We start from the raw sequence: 17,633 nt of genomic DNA on the forward strand, positions 1-17,633 counted from the left end.
TTGTCCGCTTAGCCAGACTTCTTAATCAAGCTGACAATCTTGCTGCCGATGGTGACCACCACCAGCGCCAATGCGCCGGCGATGACGCCGGTGACGGCGTCCAGCACGGTTGGGACGATGGCGCCAAGGATCGGGCCGGAGGCTTCGGCGGCGTGGTGGATGATGTCGTGCGCGAACGGCAGGCCGTGGGTCAGGATGCCGCCGCCGACCATGAACATGGCGACCGTGCCGACCACGCCCAGCAGCTTCATCAGCTTGGGGGCGGCGGTCAGCAGCATGCGGCCTAGCGCGCGCACGGCGGCGCCGCCACGCTGACTCAGGTAGAGGCCGGCGTCGTCCATCTTGACGATGGCTGCCACCAGGCCATACACGCCGACCGTCATCACCAGCGCGATGCTGACCACCACGGTCACCTGCTTGCTGAACGCCGCCTCCGCCACCGTGCCCAGCGCGATCACGATGATTTCGGCCGAGAGGATGAAGTCGGTGCGGATCGCGCCTTTGATTTTGTCTTTTTCCAGCGCCACCAGGTCGACTTCCGGGTTGGCCAGCGCTTGGTGCAGTTCGTTTTTGTGGTGCTCGCCCTCTTCCTTGTGCAGCAGGTTGTGGGCGATTTTCTCGAAGCCCTCAAAGCACAGATACAGGCCGCCGATCATCAGCAGCGGCGTAATCGCCCACGGCGCAAACGCGCTGATCGCCAGCGCCGCCGGCACCAGGATGGCCTTATTTTTGAGCGAACCGACGCCCACCGCCCACACCACCGGCAACTCGCGCTCGGCGCGCACGCCGGCCACTTGCTGGGCGTTCAGCGCAAGGTCGTCGCCGAGCACGCCGGCAGTTTTCTTGGCCGCCACTTTGCTCATCGCGGCGACGTCGTCGAGGATGGTGGCGATATCGTCGATCAGGGCTAACAGGCTGGAACCGGCCATTTGGGGAAACTCCGTGTGTGGTTTGATCAGCAATATTAACCCAAGCGGGATAGGCAGCGATACCGCTACAATGGAGATCGCTTATTTGAATGGAAACGCCATGAGCTTTGCCACCTGGATCACTTTCTTTGTCGCCGCCTGCATTATTGCCGTTTCGCCCGGATCGGGCGCCGTGTTGTCGATGTCGCACGGGCTGTCGTACGGCGTGCGCCGCGCCAGCGCCACCATCTTTGGTTTGCAGACTGGCTTGCTGCTGGTGTTCTTTATCGCTGGTGCGGGCGTGGGTTCGCTGCTGCTGGCGTCGGAAGTGGCGTTCAATATCGTGAAGACCGTCGGCGCACTGTACCTGATTTACCTCGGCTTGAGCCAGTGGCGCGCCAAGGTCAGCATCAGCGAGCAGAAGCAGGCGGAAGTGGTGGTGCCAACTATCAAAAAACGCTTCCTGACCGGTTTCCTGACCAATGCCACCAATCCCAAGGGCATCATCTTCATGGTGGCGGTGCTGCCGCAATTCATCACGCACGATGCGCCGCTGCTGCCGCAGTTGCTGATTCTGGCCGTAACCATGTGCTGCATCGACCTGGTGGTGATGCACAGTTATGCGTTCCTGGCCTCGTCGATGCAGCGCTTCTTCCGCGACGCCGGCGCAGTGAAAAAGCAAAACCGCGTGTTCGGCGGCCTGCTGATGGCGGTCGGCGCGGCGCTGTTCTTCGTCAAGCGCGGCGCTGCGGCTGCTTAAATCGCAACGCATTTTGTAACCTCGTGTAACCCGTGTAGTCGAACCGTGGCGGTCGGCGTTAAATCAACAATATCCACAGGAGACGCTGCCATGAGCCGCAAACTTATCCACACCGTCGTGCTGGCCGCTTTGGCCAGCTTTAGTGCTTTGGCGCTGGCCGACGATCCGCCGGCCATGGTCGGCCGCATTTCTGCCGTGCAGGGCCAAGTGACGCTGGTGGGTGATGGCGAGCCGGTTGGTGCGTCGCTCAACTGGCCGGTGACGGCGTTCAATCACATCAATACCGCCAGCGGTGCGCGCACCGAATTCCGCGTCGGCTCGACGGCAGTGCGCGTGGATAGCGATTCCGATCTCGAAATCACCGGCATGGATGACGATTTGCTGCGTTTGCGCTTGAACTACGGCAGCGTCAGCATCCGCGTGCGCAGCCCCGAGATGCTGCGCGATTTTGAACTGAGCACGCCGCAGGCGCGCATCACCATGATCGAGCCGGGTGTGCTGCGGGTGGACGTGGATCGCGTGCCCGACACCAGCCAGATCAGCGTGTTGAGCGGTTCGGCGCGGGTGGATGGCGCCGGTTCGTCGGTGGTGGTCAACAATGGCCGCCATGTGGATGTCAGCATGGAAGACGTGCGTACCAGTGTGGCGCGGCGCGACGGCTTTGATGTATGGGCCGAGGATCGCGACCGCTTGGACAGCGCCACCACCACCACCCGCTTCGTCTCCAGCGGCATGACCGGTTACGAGGAGCTGGATCGCAACGGCAGCTGGACTGAGAGTGCCGAATACGGCCCGCTGTGGACGCCGCGCAATGTGGCCATCGACTGGGCGCCGTACCGCGACGGCCGCTGGACTTGGCTGGCGCCATGGGGCTGGACGTGGATCGATAACGCGCCATGGGGTTATGCGCCGTCGCACTATGGGCGCTGGGTGATGGTCAATCGCCGCTGGTGCTGGGCGCCGGGGCGTCCCGTGGGACGGCCGGTGTGGGCGCCGGCGCTGGTTGGCTGGGTGGGCGGCAATGGCGGCGGCCATCATCCGGGGCCGGGCTTGGGCTGGTATCCGCTGTCGCCGCGTGACCGGTTTGTGCCGGGTTACCGCGTGTCGTCGGATTACGAACGCCGCGTGACGTGGACGCACAATGGCAAGCCGTTCACGCCGCGCAATGATTGGAACGGCCCGCGTGACGGCATGACGGTGCTGCCGCGCGATCAGTTTGAAGGTCGCCGCAATGTGGTGGTGAACCGTGGTGCGTCGATTATTCCGCCGACCACGTTTGTGCGGGGCGTGACGCCGGTGACGCCGCCGCAACCGCCGGGCCGTCCGTTGACCACCAACCGCGGCGGCATGGGCGACCGTGATCACGACGGCATCCCAGATCGCTACGACCGCAACGATGGGCGCAACGACCGGAATGACCGGTTTGATCGCAATGACCGCAATGATCGGAATGACCGCAACGACCGCAATGATCGCAACGACCGTCCGGGCCGCGTGATTACCGCGCCGTCGCAGCCGGTGAACGTGCCGGCGCAGCAGCCGCGCGGGCAGACCAGCACCTTGGCGCCGGGCCAGTTCGGCCAGCCGGATTCACGTCCGCAGACTATCGACCCCAACGATGTGCGGATCGATGTGCGGCCGCGCTTCAATCCGCAGCAGCAACCGCAGACGCCGCCGAACATTTCCATCACGCCGCAGCAACCGGGGCGGGATCGTTTCGACCGTGGCGGCGATGAAGGCCGGCGTTTCCGTCCGCATGACGAGCAGCGCCCTGAGCCGCGCCCACAGCCGCAGATGCAACCGCAGCAGCAAGCGCAGCCGCAGGTTCAGCAGCAGCCGCGCCAGTTCACGCCGCCGCCGATGCAGCAAGTGCAGCCGCAGGCTCAACCGCAGCCACGCCAGTTCACGCCGCCGCAGCAGCAGCCCCAAGCTCAGCCGCCCCAGCGCGAAAACCGCGAACCGCGTCACGAGCCGGAACGCCGCAGCGAAGAAAAAGGCGACCGCCGCAACCGCCAAAACGACAAATAAGCCTTGCCAGGCGGGACTACTGCTGCGCCTTCAACCGCAGCCGTGCCCGCCACTCTCCCAGCGCGGACAGCGCGCCCTGGAATTCCCGCTCGATCAAATCCGCTTCCGCAGCGGTGACCTTGCCATCCATCAGCGCAGTCGACACCGCCTCCGCCACCGCGCCCACCTGGCTCATCACCTTGCACACCGTCTGCGATAAATCGTCGTCGCCGATGGTGTCCGGCGTCGGCACCACGAAGGCGGCCATGCCGTGCCGCGTCAGCAACGCGTGCAGCGGCAGGTGGGCTTCGTTCACCCCTGCCTTGTGGCACAAGTCCACCACCGTCGACACCTCTTCAAACGACGGATAGTGCGACGCGATCGTCGGCGCCAGCTTGTTGCGCAGGACGTTGACCGAAATCCCCATTGCCTGCGCCAAGGCGTCGATGCCGCCGGGATACGCGCGCGCCACCTTGTAGAGCGCGTCGTGCTGATTCATGTCCAAGTATTTGCGAGTCATGGTGAAGCGTGCCTTTTATTACCGATGCAAGCGACTTTGCGCGGCGCTATGCTGTTTTTCATTCAACTTCTTTGTGAAATGACATCATGAAGTCACTCAGATCTGCGCTGCTTTTGATGGTTTGCCTTGCCTTTCTGGGCAATGTGCCGGCAGAAGCGCGGCCGGCCTCACATTCTGGCACATCAAAGTCGTTTAAAAGCGGATTTTCTTCACAAAAGAACAACTCCGCTGCGCACAGCCGCCAAGCGCCGCCCGCCAACCGCCAGAGCGGCCCCGGCGCGTTTGGCAAGCAAGCCGGGTCGCCGGCCCAGCAGCGCAACACCTCGGCAATGTCGCGCGATGTCGACCAGGGCGCCAGCCGCGAGCGCGCGCTGCGGACGCTGGACGAGCGCCGCGCCGCCGCCAATGCGCCGCAACCGCTGCCGCCGCTGAATGACACGCTGCGCCAACCGCAGCAGCCCGCGCCGCAGCGGCCGGCCCCAGCCTACGGCGCGCCGCCCTACGCCGGCCCGTCGCCGGTCTATGCGCCGCCCGCCCAGCCATCCAACGGCCTGATGGCCGGCGTGCTGGGCTTCATGCTGGGCCGGGCAATGAGCCAGAGCAACCAGCCGGTCGCCTACCCGACCACCAGCGGCAACCAGCCCGTACCGGCCGCGAGCGCCCCTGCCGCGACCGGTGCGACCGCGGCCCCGGGCCCGGAAGGTGCGGGCATGGTGGCTGGCATGCCGGGCTTGGGCGCGCCGTCACCAGCGGCGGCTCCAGCGCCTGCGCCATCGTTCATGAGCAGCGTCCTGCGCCTGTTCGCTTGGCTGTCGGTGATCAGCTTGCTGGGTTGGGCCGCCGTGTACTCGGTGCGCAAGTTCCGCCGCCTGCGCGCCGCGCCGAATTATTCGTTTGAAAGGAATTGAGATGGGCTGGAGTGATGCATACAACTACCTGCGCACCGGCGCGGCCAAGCTGTCCGCCAACGACACGCCGCGCACTGACAGCGACCTCCCGCTGGGCGCGCGCATCGGCAGCGTGGTCGGCATCCAGCAATCGCCGCTGCTGCGCGCCGTGGCCGACGGCTCGCTGATCGCCTTGCCGGACGCCGACGACACACGCATCGTGGCGGTCTCGCAGATCAAGCTCAAGCAAGCGGGCGGCCTGTACCGTTACTACCTCGAAACCGGCGACCGCGACGACAAGGAGAAATTCCTGCAGGTCTACCAAAACGCCAGCGGCAAGGTCAGCGAGATCATGTACTGCACCCAGCTGGCGCGCGTGATTCCTGAAACGGCGGAAGACCAGGAAGCCTACACCGGCCAATCCGGCTCCGGCCTCGGCGACCGCAGCTACACCCTGTGGCGCGAGCAGCTGGACGATGCCGGCCTCGACCTGGAACTGATTTTCGGCGCCAGCGTTGGCCTCGACTACTGGCGCGACGCTGGCGATCAGCAAGCGCAGTTCGTGCCGCCGTTCACTGGCACGGAAACGCGGCTGGACGACGCCGGCGGCCACACCGGCTTGCGCCAGGAAATGTATTTCATGCCGTATGTGCGCCAGTTGCGCGGCGGCGGCCACGAGTACCTGCTGATCACGACGGAAATACTCCACAGCGTGAACGGCGACCGTAGCAAACGCGGGATCCATGTCGACTTCGTCATTGGCATCCCGGTGGAGCAGCAACGCATCGTTATCCAATGATGCGCAACCTTGATTGAGGAAGACTGACATGAGCAACTTGAATGGCTGGGGCTTGACCGCGCGACTGATCACCAAGCATTTCGGCGCGCTGGGCAATCGCGTGTCCGAAGCGATCGCCAACTTTGACCCGGAAACCGCCACCGAGGCCGACCGCGACCGTCTGGCCGACAATTTGCGCAGCGCCGCCCAAAAGCTGGCCGCCGCGCGTGCCGCGTTCGACAAGGAAGCGGACGACGTGGTCAAGCTGCGCCAGTTGATCGCCACCGACGAGCAGGCCGCTGGCACCTTGGCCGAGCGCCTCGCCGCCGGCAAGATCTCCGAATCGACCATCACCCTGCTCTGCGACGAGCTGGAAGGCAACAAGGCGCGTCTGCCGCAGGAAATACAAGAGGAAGCCGACGCCAGGCAGTACATGAGCGAACTGCAAACCATCGTCGATGCGCTGTCGAAACAGCTGTCCGAATTCGACGCACAGGCCAAGAAGGCGATGCAAGCCCTGGCCTCGGCCCGCGCCCAGCAGGATTTGCAGCAATTGCGCGCTGATCGCCAGGCCCAGCTGGCCGGCCTGCAAGGCATGCGCGGCCAGTCGAGCGCGCTGTCGGCCCTGACCCGCCGCGCCGAGGCCATCCGCAACGACGCCGAGGGCCTGCGCATCGTCACCGACATCGGCCAGAAGCCGCTGGATCAGGCCGCCGAACTGGAGGCGATCCGCAAATCGGTGAGCCAGCCGGCGCTCGGCAACGAGTCGGCGCTGGCGCGCTTGCAACGGCTGTCTGCACCGCCAGCGGCCGAGCCATTGGCGCTTGCAAAGTCCTGATCGGGCTACAATATAGGCTGGTGACGCCATTTGGCGTCGCCGGTCTTTATTGAAATGGAACAAGAATATGCAAGCGATCCCACCATCAGAGTCCCTCATCGAGTACCCGAGCGACTTCCCGATCAAGGTCATGGGGCCGACTCATATCGATTTCGCCCCGACCATCATCTTGGTCGTGCAAAAGCATGACGCGGATTTCCACGAGGGCAAAATGGAAGTGCGTCCGTCGGCCAAGGGCAATTACACCGGCCTGACCTGCACCGTGCGCGCCACCAGCCGCGAGCAGCTGGATGCGCTGTACACCGAGCTGTCGGCGCACCCGATGGTCAAGATTGTCATGTGATTAAGAACGCCGGTCAGGCAGCAGCCAGCAGTTGCTGCAGGATCGGCAGCATGCTGTCCGGTTCCGGGCGGCGGGTGTAGTCGGGATTGACCTCGGCGTACGCAATGACCGCGTCCTGGCCGATCACGTAGCGGGCCGGCATCGGCAGCGTCCAGGCCGGATCGTCATTGAAGGCTGGCAGGTCGTTCTTCAGTCGCTGGTACAGGTCTATCAGGTAATCCGGCAATGCAAAGCGCAGACCGAAAGCGGCGGCGACGTCGTTGTGCGTGTCGCTCAGGATCGGAAACGCCAGCTTGTTCTGGCGCTGCGCCTTGCGGCTATTGGCGGCAGTTTGCGGCGATATCGCGACCAGGTTTGCGCCAAGCGCCTGGAATTGCGGCAGCGTTTCCTGCAGGGCCTGCAGCTCCAGGTTGCAGTACGGGCACCATACCCCTCGGTAAAAGCTAATGATGAGTGGCCCTTGGGAAAGCAAGTCGTCCGACGATACCGGCTTGCCTTCGGGGTCGTTCAGGATAAAGGCCGGCGCGCGGTCGCCTGCCTTGAGCGCGCGGCCAGCCTGGCCGGAGGCGACCAGTTCCGCAGTAGCGCGTTCCATGATCGGATGGATTTCCGGCGGCGCGAAGTAAGGGGCTTTACCGCCCCTGAAGTCGGCCTTGAATGCGTCGAGTTTGCTTTGCAGCGTCATGATGTGATGCTCCTTGGGACGTTTTACAGGGCCGGCGCGGCAGGGAAGTCGACTGGAACCTGTGTCAGCGCATGCAGATAGTTGGTGATGATCTTGTCGCCGATGACCATGACCGTGTCGGCCAGCTGGCCTTCGGTATAGCCTGCCGCGAAGAACCCGTCGACCAGCGCCGGCGTGGCGTGGCCGCGGCGCTCGGTAGCGCTCTTGACCAGGCGCGCCAGGGCGTCGAGCTTGGTATCGAAAGGCGCGCTGCCCTTGCGGATCGAGATGATCTGTTCCGGGGTGAAGCCAACCATGCCGCCCAGCGCCGTGTGCGCCGCCAGGCAGTAGGCGCATTCGTTGACCTGGCTGACTACCAGGTTGATGACTTCGCGTTCTTTCGGGCTCAGCGAGCTCTTGCCGTTCTGCAGGGTCAGATAGTTGCCGAGTGCGTGCTCGGAGTGCGCCAGGGTAGCGTACAGGTTGGGCACCATCCCCAGGCCTTGCTGGAGTTTTTCGAAGATGGCCTGGTTGGCGGGGGAGACAGTGGCTGCGGTCGGGATGGTGAAGTTTTTCATGATTCGTCCTTTGTGGTTGCTGTCGTTGAGGTGTTGCGACAGGACGAACTATGAAGTTTTTGAGCTGGTCAGAGTAGCCAGCCTGGCGGCATAAGCTTTATTCCTTGCGGAGTAGAACCGCCGTCTTGGAAGCAGCTCCAGCCATGATCTCTTGCACGAAGGCCGTAAATGCCCGGGCCTTAGCGCTAGCCAGCCGCCCGGACGGATAGACTGCCCACAAATCGATGGTCGGCAATGACCACTCGGGCAGCAACTGCTCCACCGCGCCGTTTGCCAGCTCCGGGGCAAACATCCACTCTGATGCGATGGCCACCCCAACACCGCTGCAGACCGCAGCGCGTACGCCTTCCGCCGCGTTCACCCGCAAATGCCCGTGCACGGTGACAGAAACCTTGGTGCTGCCGCGTTCGAAAGACCATGTCGCCGCGCCGCCTGCATCGGCCAGGTAGACCACCGCTTCGTGCTGCGCCAGGTCGGCCGGAATCTCAGGCACACTGTGCTCGGCCAGGTAGGCCGGTGCGGCGACGACCAGGCGGCGCGCAGTGGCGATTTTCCGCGCCGTCATCGAAGAATCGTCCAGGTTGCCCATGCGCAGAGCCACGTCGATACCGTGCTCCAGCAGGTCAATCTGGCGGTCGTCGAGCATGACCTCGACTTCCAGCATGGGATGCTGCGCGAGAAACTGCTTGATGTGCGGGATGATATGCAAACGCGCGAAGGTGACCGCCGCACATACGCGGAGCTTGCCCACGAGCTCAGCACTGACCCCACGCGCTGCGTCATCGGCTTGGTTGACTATGCCAATCGCCCGTTTCGCGGATTCGTAATAGGCCTGTCCCGCCTCGGTCGTGGTCAAGCCGCGCGTTGAGCGCAGCAGGAGACGGGTCTGCAGCCGCTCTTCCAGCTGAGCAATCGCCTTGGATACGGCTGGCTGGCCGACATTGAGGAGACGTGCCGCGGCCGAAAAGGAGCCGGTCTCCACGGTGCACACGAACGTTTCCATCAAGGTAAGTCGATCCATCGTATTCCTTTCAAGCGCCCTGCCCCCGGGTTTTGCATTCCGCGCAGGAATGAATTATAGGGGCTTAGCCCATGCATTAGCGGAACTGCGCTGGAAGGCTTCGATCTCTTCCAGCAGCCACGCGCGGAACGCCAGCACCTGCGGCTTGTTTGCCGAATTGGGCGGTGTGACAAAGAAGTACTCATCCGGGCTGGGCGTGGCGATGTTGAACAGCCGCAGCAGCTGCCCGGAGGCGATTTCCTGCATCGCCACCACGTGCCGCACCAGCGCCACGCCGTTGCCGTCGGCAGCGCAACGGATCAGCATCGATAAATCCTCGAACAGCAGCCCGCCGGACGGCTCCGGCATATCGACGCCGGCCGCGTGCAGCCAAGGCGTCCAGTGCTCGACCGAGCGCAGCAGCGTGTGCCGCGCCAGATCGGCTGGCGTCGATGGAAGCTTTCCACCGCGATAGTGGGGACTTACTACGGGATAGTACACGTCTCCCATCAGCCGAAACACCACCATTCCCGGATAATTGCCGCGCCCAAAGCGGATGCCCACGTCCACGCCTTCCCGCGCCAGATCCTGCATGTGGCCGCTCGATTGCAGCACCACCTCGATATCCGGGTGCAGCTCGATGAATTTACCCAGACGCGGCGCCAGCCAGCGCGCCGCAAACGAGGGGATCGAGGTAATCGTCAGCCGCTGGTTGATGCTGGTGGCGCGCATGGCGTCGGTAGCGGCGGCGATATCGGCAAAGGCCTTGCCGAGGAACTGGGCGAACTTCAGCCCGTCGTTAGTTATTTTCACCTGCCGGCCGTTGCGCACGAACAGCGCCCGTCCCAATTCCTCTTCCAGGCCGCGAACCTGATGGCTGATGGCGCCGTGCGTCAGATGCAATTCTTCCGCCGCGCGCGAGAAATTCTCGTGGCGGGCCGCCGCCTCGAAGGCGCGCAATGCGGAAAAATTAGGCAGCCTGCGGGCCATTCTGTGGATAACTTTGTAAATAAAACTAACAAGAATTGCGAAAATATACCGTTATACAGGGACTTAGACAAGGTTTACTATGTGAATAAATCTACCTAAGCCGGAGTTGCCATGCCTTTTGAACTGTACGTTGATAGCCTCTATACCAGCCCTTATGCCCTGTCGGCCTTCGTGGCCTTGACCGAGAAAGGCTTGCCGTTCACGGTCAAGACCGTGGATCTGGGCAGTGGCGAGCAGCGCCTGGCCGCCTACGCCGGCCGCGCGCTGACCGGCCGCGTGCCGGCCTTGGTCGAGGGCGACTTTGTGCTGACCGAGTCGACCGCCATCACCGAATATCTGGAAGAGACCTTCCCGGCGCCGGAATACGCGCGGCTGTATCCGCACGACCGCCGCCAGCGCGCGCAAGCACGTCAAATCCAGGCATGGGTGCGCAGCGATCTGGTGCCGGTGCGCGTGGAGCGCGACACGGAAACCGTGTTTTTCAAAAAGCCGTGCTCGCCGCTGACCGAGACCGCGCAGCAAGCCGCCGCCAAGCTAGTGCACTTGGCCGAGCGCTTCGTGCAGGGGCCGCAGCACCTGTTCGGCGAGTGGTCGCTGGCCGATACCGACCTCGCCATCATGCTCAGCCGCCTGGTGCGCAACGGCGACGAGGTGCCAGCCAAGCTGCGTGACTACGTCGAATTCCAATGGCAGCGGCCGTCCGTGCAGCAATGGCTGGCAAGGCACCAGCCGGGCTGAAAATAGCCGCCGGGGTATAATGGCGGCATGACGTCTCCTACCTCTCCCGAGATCAAGCATCTCGGCAAAGCCGATTACGACAGCACTTTCGCCGCCATGCGGGCCTTCACCGACGCCCGCACGCCGGACAGCCGCGACGAACTGTGGATCGTCGAGCACCCGCCTGTCTACACGCTGGGCCTGGGTGCGGATCGCGGCCACCTGTTGGCTGGCGCGTCCGAAATCCCGGTAGTGCAGACCGACCGCGGCGGTGAAGTCACCTACCACGGCCCCGGCCAGGTGGTGATTTACCTGCTGATGGACCTGCGCCGCAACAAGCCGGGCGGCAAGCTGTATGCGCGCCAGTTCGTGCATAAAATCGAGCAGGCGATCATCAATGTTCTACAAGCGTATAATCTCGCCGGTGAGCGCGTTGAAGGCGCGCCGGGCATCTACATGGCCGGCGGCGACCACAAAGGCGCCAAGATTGCCGCGCTGGGCTTGAAGGTACGCGGCAATGGCTGCACCTACCATGGGCTGTCGCTGAATGTGGCGATGGATCTGGCCCCGTTTTCATGGATCAATCCTTGCGGCTATGCCGGACTGGAAACAGTCGATATGCGCACCGTTGGCGCGCAGGCAATGCTGTCGGACGTACAACAGCAACTGGCCGAGGAACTGATCCGCGTCTTGGCGACAAACGAATAAATTACTTATGACCACCGAAACTACTCCAGCTTACAACCCGAGCGAAAAGCAAAAAGGCGCCAGCAAAACCTCGCGCATTCCGATCAAGATCGTGCCGGTCGAGCAGGTCGAGCGCTTGAAAAAGCCGGATTGGATTCGCGTCAAGGCCGGTTCGCCGAACACCCGTTTCTACGAAATCAAGGAAACGCTGCGCGAGAACAAGCTGGTGACCGTGTGCGAAGAAGCGAGCTGCCCGAACATCGGCGAATGCTTCGGCAAGGGCACGGCCACCTTCATGATCATGGGCGACAAGTGCACCCGCCGCTGCCCGTTCTGCGACGTCGGCCACGGCCGCCCGGATCCGCTGGACAAGGACGAGCCGACCAACCTGTCGCACACCATCGCCAAGCTGCGCCTGAGCTACGTGGTGATCACCTCGGTCGACCGTGATGACTTGCGCGACGGCGGCGCCCAGCACTTCGTCGAGTGCATCTCCAACACCCGCGCGCTGTCGCCGAAGACCCAGATCGAAGTGCTGGTGCCGGACTTCCGCGGCCGCCTGGAAAAAGCGCTGGCCATCTTCGCCGACGGCCTGCCGGACGTGATGAACCACAACCTGGAAACCGTGCCGCGCCTGTACAAGGAAGCGCGTCCGGGTTCGGACTACATGCACTCGCTGAAGCTGCTGAAAGACTTCAAGGCCATGTATCCGAACGTGAAAACCAAGTCGGGCATCATGGTCGGCCTGGGCGAGACCGACGAAGAAATCCTGCAAGTGATGCGCGACATGCGCGAGCACGACATCGACATGCTGACCATCGGCCAATACCTGGCGCCGTCGAACAGCCACCTGCCGGTGCGCCGCTACGTGCACCCGGACGTGTTCAAGATGTTTGAAGAAGAAGCCTACAAGATGGGCTTCAAGCACGCCGCCGTCGGCGCCATGGTGCGCTCCTCGTACCACGCGGACGAGCAAGCACACAACGTACTGGCCGCAGGCTAAACAACAAAGGGCTCCTCACGGAGCCCTTTGTTTTGATCTGGGTCAGATGGCGCAGCTTGCGTTGGCGGATCGCATTCTTGCAGACTACCGATTTAGTGGAGCTGATCTGAGTGCTCTACCTTAGACAAAACTATTGACCATAGATCTCGTTTGACGGACTATTCCCAGCTGATAATAGCTCGGGTCGGGGTTTGAATGAGTATACGCATTGAGGAATCGTGGAAACAGCAGCTGCAAGCAGAGTTTGAGCAGCCTTACTGGGAATCCCTGACCTCCTTCGTGCGCGCCGAGTATGCCGCTACTCAGTGCTGCCCTGCCGGTAAAAATATCTTCCGCGCTTTCGATCTCACGCCGTTTGAGCAAGTGAAGGTAGTGATCCTCGGCCAAGATCCGTATCACACACCCGGTGCTGCAATGGGATTTTGCTTCTCCGTCCCGGATGGCAATCGCCCGCAGCCTAGCTTGCAAAACATTTTCCAGGAACTCCGCAACGATCTCGGCCTTGATCGGCGACACACCGATCTCAGCGACTGGGCGCAGCAAGGCGTTTTCCTGCTGAACAGTGTACTGACCGTGCGTGCACGCGAAGCCGGATCGCACGCCAATAAGGGCTGGGAGACGTTCACTGACAGCGCCATCCGCGCCCTCTCGCAGCAGCGCGAGAACATCGTGTTTATTTTGTGGGGCAGCTACGCCATCGCCAAGCGCGCGCTGATCGACAGCCGCAAGCACCTGGTGATTACTTCGCCGCACCCATCGCCCTTCTCCGCGCACAAGGGCTTCTTTGGCAGCAAGCCATTTTCGCGCGCGAATGAGTACTTAGCCGCCCAAGGTCACAGCCCTATCGATTGGGCTTGAACATCAAACGCGCGTTCCACGAACCATACCACCGCGATCAACGCAATCAAGGCCGAGCCGACGGTTAGCAGCCGGCGATAGCACCAAGTATGGCGCAGCCAATATGCCAGCGGCAGGAACACTGCGACGATGCATAGCTGTCCTATCTCAACGCCGAGATTGAAGCCGAACAGGCTGGCCAGCAGCGCACCTTGCGGCAGGCCGAGATCGATCAACACGCTGGCAAAACCGAAACCGTGAATCAGCCCGAAACCAAACGCCGCCCAAGGTCGCCGTCCGCGAAACAGCGGATACAGGTTGTTCAGCGCAGCCAGCACCACCGAGGCGGCAATCGCGGATTCGACCAGCCGCGAAGGCAGCGACACCAGCGACAGGCTCGCTAGCGTCAGCGTGAGCGAGTGCGCCAGCGTGAATGCGGTCACCACTTTCAGCACATCGACCAACGCGCCGCGCAGATTGTCGGCCGGTGCGGCCAGCAGCACCGCCGGCAGCAGCAGCGACAGCAGGAACAGGATGTGGTCGTAGCCGATCCAGATATGCCATACGCCGTCCTTGACGTAGGCGGCGAACTGCTGCAGCCGGTTCGGCGCCGTCAGCGACAGGCGCTGCTCCGCATGCGCTGGGTCGAAGATGGCGGTGGAGGTCATGCCGTGGTGGCTTAATCGCAGCAAGCCCTTGTGCTGCGGATCTAGGTCGGCAAACAGGTGATAGCTGATGGCCAGCGTGGCGACCGGCGCCGCACACAGCGCCTCAAAGCGCAGCACGCTGTAAGCGCCGTCGGTGTGCTGATCGATCAGCTGCGCACCGGGCTTAATGCTACAGGCTGCGCCCTCTGCCGCAATGTGCAAGCGCTCCAGCGCGTACGCTGCAATGGCGGCGTGGCGGGCGCGGATTTCATCCCACGTCAGTTGGCCGTCGCCATTCTGATCGAGGCCAATGGCGTAATCAAGATCGCGCAGCGCGATGTCCCACTGGCCGCTCACGCGCTGCTCGCGGACGTCGAGCGATAGATAGCTGTCGCTGGGTTTGTGCGCTTGCGCGGGCAGCAGGGCACAGCACAGCAGCAACGCCAGGAGTAGCCGCTTCATCATATGCCCGCCCGCAGTTGACGCATCAGCCGCGTCACCATCACGTCTTCCGTGTGATGGCTGGCGACCCAGTCGATCACCGGTTTGGCGGCGCCGGCATCCTGCGCTTGCAGCGCCGCTTCCAGATAGATGCGGATATCCGCCGGCTCTTTCTGGACTTCCCAATTCTTGCGCGCCAGCGCCAGTGCGGCGCGGCTGTCATGGCGCAGCAGCAGTTCAAAGCGCGCTTGCTCGCGCTGGTGCACGGTGTCGCCGCGCTGCGCGGCGGCGTCGAAGCGGGCCGCCAGTTCTTTGACGTCGGCCTGCATGGCGCGCTGCTGACCGGACTGCTGTAGCGCCAATGCCCGGCGCAGCAGCAGCGCGTCGATGCGTTCCTGATCGCGCAGCAGTGTCAACACTTCGGCGTGACGGCCTTGTTCGAGCAGGAAATCGGCGTACGCGCCTTGCAGGTAGCTGTTGCGCGGGCTGAGCGCCAGCGCCTGGCGAAAGCGTGCCTCCGCCGCCGCACCATCAGCGCGGCGCTGTGCCATTTCGGCCAGCAGCGTCAGCGCCCACACTTGCAGTTCCGGCGGCGCGTTGGCGCTGCGCGTCAGCGTTAGGTCGAGTAGCTGTTCGCTGCGCTCTGCTTTGCCGGTCAGTGCGCCGACATTGGCAATGCAGGTAATGGCGATCAGGTCGATCGACAAGCGCGACACGCGGGCGCAACTGGCGGTGGCGTCGGCATAATCGCCCCGCACGGTTTGCACGGTCGCGAGTGTCAGCCAGGCTTGCGTGCTGCCGGGATCGGCGGCCAGCACCGCTTTCAGATCGGCCAGCGCAGGCGCAAACTGGTGCGTGCTTTGCAGTAGCGTGGCGCGCAGCAGCCGCACTTCCGGCGGCGGCGCCGCTTGCTGCCACCACGGCGCCAGCGCCGCTTGCGCATAGCCCAGGTAGCGTGGATCGGTTTCGCTGCGGCCCAGCGCAATGTAACGGCGCGCCACCGTGGTGGCCAGCGCGACATCGTTGGGACTGGCATTCAACTGGCTGCGCAGGCGGCGCAATTCCTGCTGTAGAGGATCACCCCGGCGCGGCACGCTTGCCACCACTTGTTGTCCGCTGGCCGGAATGTAAGGCGCTGCCTGCACCAGCGCAGCGCCGCAGCAGGCCAGCATCAAAATCAGTTTGTGCATGATGAACTCTCAAAGCGGCGGGCACGATCGCGCCCGCCACGGGCTTACTTCAAGATGACCGGCTCGGTATCGTCAGGCGCGGTGGCGACGACGGTGTCAGTCGCTTGCGGCTCGGTCGTGGTTTCACTGCCATCGCCGATGATGGCCAGCACGGCGCTGAAAAACGCGTCCGTCATGGTCACCGGCGGCGTGGTGGTGGTGGGCGGCCCGGAGGTGTCGCCATGGTGGTGGCTGCCTCCGCACGCGCTCAGGACTAGCAAGGCGCCCAGGCCCAGCGTCAGGCGTCGATAGCTCATGGCGCCCCCCGCATGGCTTGTGCTGTGGCGGCGCTTTGCGGCGAGCCCGGCAGCGGCGTTTTCAGGTAAGGGAAGGCTGCCGTGAAGAAGCTGTCGTCAAGGTAGGCGCCATCGGTGAAGTGCAGGCCACCGGCCGGTGCGTCGGCCGGAGCGCAGCCCAGGTTCAAGGTGCACAGATTGCCCATCACTACGCGCAGTGCGATATCGACCACGTCGTCGCCGGGACGGCGGCCGTTCGGGAAGCCGGCATTGTCGCCGCCGATCACGCCGAGACGATTCTGCTTGCCCATCGCCGTCGCCGGCGTGGAGGTGTTCAGGCGCAGCATTTCGGACGCGGTGACCGTGGCAGGCTGGTTCAAGCCTTTCACGCCGGTGAGGAAGGCGGCGACCAGGTCGTTGCGCGGGAAGTTGGTCGGCGCCTTGGCGCCGGCGCTGCCGTACAGGATTTCAATCAGCGCCGGCAGCGTTGGATTGGTCACGTAGGTGGCAAACTGGGCGTCGCCGGACGGCTTGCTGGCGTTGAAAGTGTCCTTGTCTTTCAGGCCGATCACCACTTCGTTCACCAGCGGCATGCCGAGGCGCGATACCTGCGTCCAGGCGCCGCCTTCTTTCGATGGTGTGCTGCTGTTCGGGGTCGGATTCAGCAAGCGCGCCTGGCGCACGCTGGCGGTCGTCCAGCCGCCGATGACTGGATCGCTGCTGCCCGATGCAGTCAGGCAGGACGCCGCCACTTCCAGTTCAATCGCGGTGACGTTCTTGCCGGCCAGGTCGTCGTGCGCGGCTTTCTCGGCATTGGCGGCAAACTCGGTGGCCGGCGCCTTGATGTTGACCAGGTCAAACGTCTCGCCCAAGTTCACCACGAACGGATCTTTGCGCTGGCCGACGAACACCCGCGCCGGCGTCGCGCAGCCGGGAATATTGACGTTGTAGACGTGGGCTGCCGCATAGCTGGCGTAGTTCGGTATCGACTTGTTGCCGATGTTGTCGAGCGGCTTGTCGAAGCTGGTGCTGCCATCGGCCGCGTTGGTGACGGCAGACTTGGCGCCGGTGCGGCGGTCGCCGCGCACCACGCTGATGGTGTAGCTTTCGCGCACATTGGCGCCGGCGGCATTCGGTGCGGCGATGGCGCCGCCATTGATGACCAACGGTATCGATACTTGCTTGCCGCCCACGGTCAACTTGGTGTCCTTGTTGGTATTGGTGAAGCGGAACTGGAAGGTCAGGTCTTCCTTGGCATCGCCATTGTTATCGATGTGGATCTCGTACAGCGCGTTGGGATCCATCGCAAAATAGTTCGGGCCGCCGTACGGGTCTTGCAGCGGCACGTAGTCGGCAATCAAGGTGACGAAGTTGGCGCGGCCCGCTTCGTAGCTGCGGAACATATAGAAATCGGTGCCGTCGACCTTGGGGCTTTGTGTGACGAACGGCGCCTCGCGGTGGCTGGACGCCAGCGCTGCCGGCAAACAGGCGCCGGCCAGCGCGCTTGCAACGGCAAGGCGTACTGCATGGTGGATAATGGATTGCATCTCGCTTCCTCCGAAT

At 63.4% G+C, this 17,633-nt stretch carries 20 protein-coding genes; 10 read left to right on the forward strand and 10 right to left on the reverse strand.

What is annotated here, in order from left to right; genetic code table 11:
• Nucleotides 1-8: 8 nt before the first annotated feature.
• On the reverse strand, nucleotides 9-929 hold the full coding sequence (locus GTP45_RS22030; protein ID WP_161015983.1) for a DUF808 domain-containing protein: 921 nt from the start codon (nucleotides 927-929) through the stop codon (nucleotides 9-11).
• A gap of 100 nt (nucleotides 930-1,029) precedes the next feature.
• Here GTP45_RS22030 and GTP45_RS22035 point away from each other — a divergent pair, with 100 nt between their 5' ends.
• Complete coding sequence (locus GTP45_RS22035; protein WP_161015984.1) at nucleotides 1,030-1,668, forward strand: LysE family transporter; 639 nt, start codon at nucleotides 1,030-1,032, stop codon at nucleotides 1,666-1,668.
• Between the two features lie 90 nt (nucleotides 1,669-1,758).
• Nucleotides 1,759-3,696 (forward strand): DUF6600 domain-containing protein, encoded by a 1,938-nt coding sequence (locus GTP45_RS22040; protein WP_161015985.1) that lies wholly within the window; start codon nucleotides 1,759-1,761, stop codon nucleotides 3,694-3,696.
• Between the two features lie 16 nt (nucleotides 3,697-3,712).
• Here the strand turns inward: GTP45_RS22040 and GTP45_RS22045 are convergent, their stop codons facing one another.
• A complete protein-coding gene (locus tag GTP45_RS22045) occupies nucleotides 3,713-4,195 on the reverse strand; it encodes a phage regulatory CII family protein (protein ID WP_161015986.1) in 483 nt (160 codons plus the stop codon).
• 86 nt (nucleotides 4,196-4,281) lie between these two features.
• Here GTP45_RS22045 and GTP45_RS22050 point away from each other — a divergent pair, with 86 nt between their 5' ends.
• The 4 genes from GTP45_RS22050 (at nucleotide 4,282) to GTP45_RS22065 (ending at nucleotide 7,041) form a co-directional block, all read left to right on the forward strand.
• A complete protein-coding gene (locus tag GTP45_RS22050; protein ID WP_161015987.1) occupies nucleotides 4,282-5,103 on the forward strand; it encodes a hypothetical protein in 822 nt (273 codons plus the stop codon).
• 1 nt (nucleotide 5,104) lies between these two features.
• Nucleotides 5,105-5,881 (forward strand): DUF2491 family protein, encoded by a 777-nt coding sequence (locus GTP45_RS22055; protein ID WP_161015988.1) that lies wholly within the window; start codon nucleotides 5,105-5,107, stop codon nucleotides 5,879-5,881.
• Between the two features lie 28 nt (nucleotides 5,882-5,909).
• Entirely contained in the window at nucleotides 5,910-6,698 is a 789-nt protein-coding gene (locus tag GTP45_RS22060; protein WP_161015989.1) for a hypothetical protein, read from the forward strand.
• 67 nt (nucleotides 6,699-6,765) lie between these two features.
• Nucleotides 6,766-7,041: a DUF493 family protein gene (locus GTP45_RS22065; protein ID WP_161015990.1), complete on the forward strand. Its 276-nt coding sequence runs from the start codon at nucleotides 6,766-6,768 to the stop codon at nucleotides 7,039-7,041.
• 13 nt (nucleotides 7,042-7,054) lie between these two features.
• Here the strand turns inward: GTP45_RS22065 and GTP45_RS22070 are convergent, their stop codons facing one another.
• From GTP45_RS22070 to GTP45_RS22085, 4 genes are all read right to left on the reverse strand, one after another.
• On the reverse strand, nucleotides 7,055-7,726 hold the full coding sequence (locus GTP45_RS22070; RefSeq protein WP_161015991.1) for a peroxiredoxin-like family protein: 672 nt from the start codon (nucleotides 7,724-7,726) through the stop codon (nucleotides 7,055-7,057).
• Nucleotides 7,727-7,749: 23 nt separating this feature from the next.
• Nucleotides 7,750-8,283 carry a carboxymuconolactone decarboxylase family protein gene (locus tag GTP45_RS22075; protein ID WP_161015992.1) on the reverse strand — a complete coding sequence of 178 codons (534 nt, stop codon included), beginning with the start codon at nucleotides 8,281-8,283 and terminating at the stop codon, nucleotides 7,750-7,752.
• Between the two features lie 97 nt (nucleotides 8,284-8,380).
• A complete protein-coding gene (locus tag GTP45_RS22080) occupies nucleotides 8,381-9,304 on the reverse strand; it encodes a LysR family transcriptional regulator (protein ID WP_161015993.1) in 924 nt (307 codons plus the stop codon).
• Nucleotides 9,305-9,358: 54 nt separating this feature from the next.
• Nucleotides 9,359-10,273, reverse strand: coding sequence for a transcriptional regulator GcvA (locus GTP45_RS22085; RefSeq protein ID WP_161015994.1), 915 nt, complete (start codon nucleotides 10,271-10,273; stop codon nucleotides 9,359-9,361).
• A 111-nt stretch (nucleotides 10,274-10,384) separates the two neighbouring features.
• On the opposite strand from GTP45_RS22085, the gene yfcF reads away from it, so the two are divergent.
• The 4 genes from yfcF (at nucleotide 10,385) to GTP45_RS22105 (ending at nucleotide 13,538) form a co-directional block, all read left to right on the forward strand.
• A complete protein-coding gene (gene yfcF, locus GTP45_RS22090; RefSeq protein WP_161015995.1) occupies nucleotides 10,385-11,011 on the forward strand; it encodes a glutathione transferase in 627 nt (208 codons plus the stop codon).
• Nucleotides 11,012-11,038: 27 nt separating this feature from the next.
• Nucleotides 11,039-11,698, forward strand: a complete 660-nt coding sequence (gene lipB / locus GTP45_RS22095) for a lipoyl(octanoyl) transferase LipB (protein ID WP_161015996.1) — start codon at nucleotides 11,039-11,041, stop codon at nucleotides 11,696-11,698.
• 7 nt (nucleotides 11,699-11,705) lie between these two features.
• A complete protein-coding gene (gene lipA, locus GTP45_RS22100) occupies nucleotides 11,706-12,680 on the forward strand; it encodes a lipoyl synthase (protein WP_161015997.1) in 975 nt (324 codons plus the stop codon).
• Nucleotides 12,681-12,875: 195 nt separating this feature from the next.
• Nucleotides 12,876-13,538, forward strand: coding sequence for a uracil-DNA glycosylase (locus tag GTP45_RS22105; RefSeq protein WP_161015998.1), 663 nt, complete (start codon nucleotides 12,876-12,878; stop codon nucleotides 13,536-13,538).
• Here GTP45_RS22105 and GTP45_RS22110 read toward each other — a convergent pair.
• From GTP45_RS22110 to GTP45_RS22125, 4 genes are read right to left on the reverse strand one after another with little or no spacing between them, the layout of a single operon-like run.
• On the reverse strand, nucleotides 13,514-14,629 hold the full coding sequence (locus tag GTP45_RS22110) for a HupE/UreJ family protein (RefSeq protein ID WP_161015999.1): 1,116 nt from the start codon (nucleotides 14,627-14,629) through the stop codon (nucleotides 13,514-13,516). The two genes, GTP45_RS22105 and GTP45_RS22110, sit on opposite strands and share 25 nt — an antisense overlap.
• Complete coding sequence (locus GTP45_RS22115) at nucleotides 14,626-15,795, reverse strand: tetratricopeptide repeat protein (protein ID WP_161016000.1); 1,170 nt, start codon at nucleotides 15,793-15,795, stop codon at nucleotides 14,626-14,628. The genes GTP45_RS22110 and GTP45_RS22115 overlap by 4 nt, the downstream gene beginning before the upstream one ends.
• A gap of 44 nt (nucleotides 15,796-15,839) precedes the next feature.
• Nucleotides 15,840-16,091 (reverse strand): hypothetical protein, encoded by a 252-nt coding sequence (locus GTP45_RS22120; RefSeq protein ID WP_161016001.1) that lies wholly within the window; start codon nucleotides 16,089-16,091, stop codon nucleotides 15,840-15,842.
• Entirely contained in the window at nucleotides 16,088-17,617 is a 1,530-nt protein-coding gene (locus GTP45_RS22125; RefSeq protein ID WP_166454691.1) for a DUF4331 domain-containing protein, read from the reverse strand. Before GTP45_RS22125 ends, GTP45_RS22120 begins: the two co-directional genes overlap by 4 nt.
• Between the last annotated feature and the right edge of the window lie 16 nt (nucleotides 17,618-17,633).

It is taken from the genome of Duganella rivi (assembly GCF_009857435.1).
GTDB lineage: Bacteria > Pseudomonadota > Gammaproteobacteria > Burkholderiales > Burkholderiaceae_D > Rugamonas > Rugamonas rivi.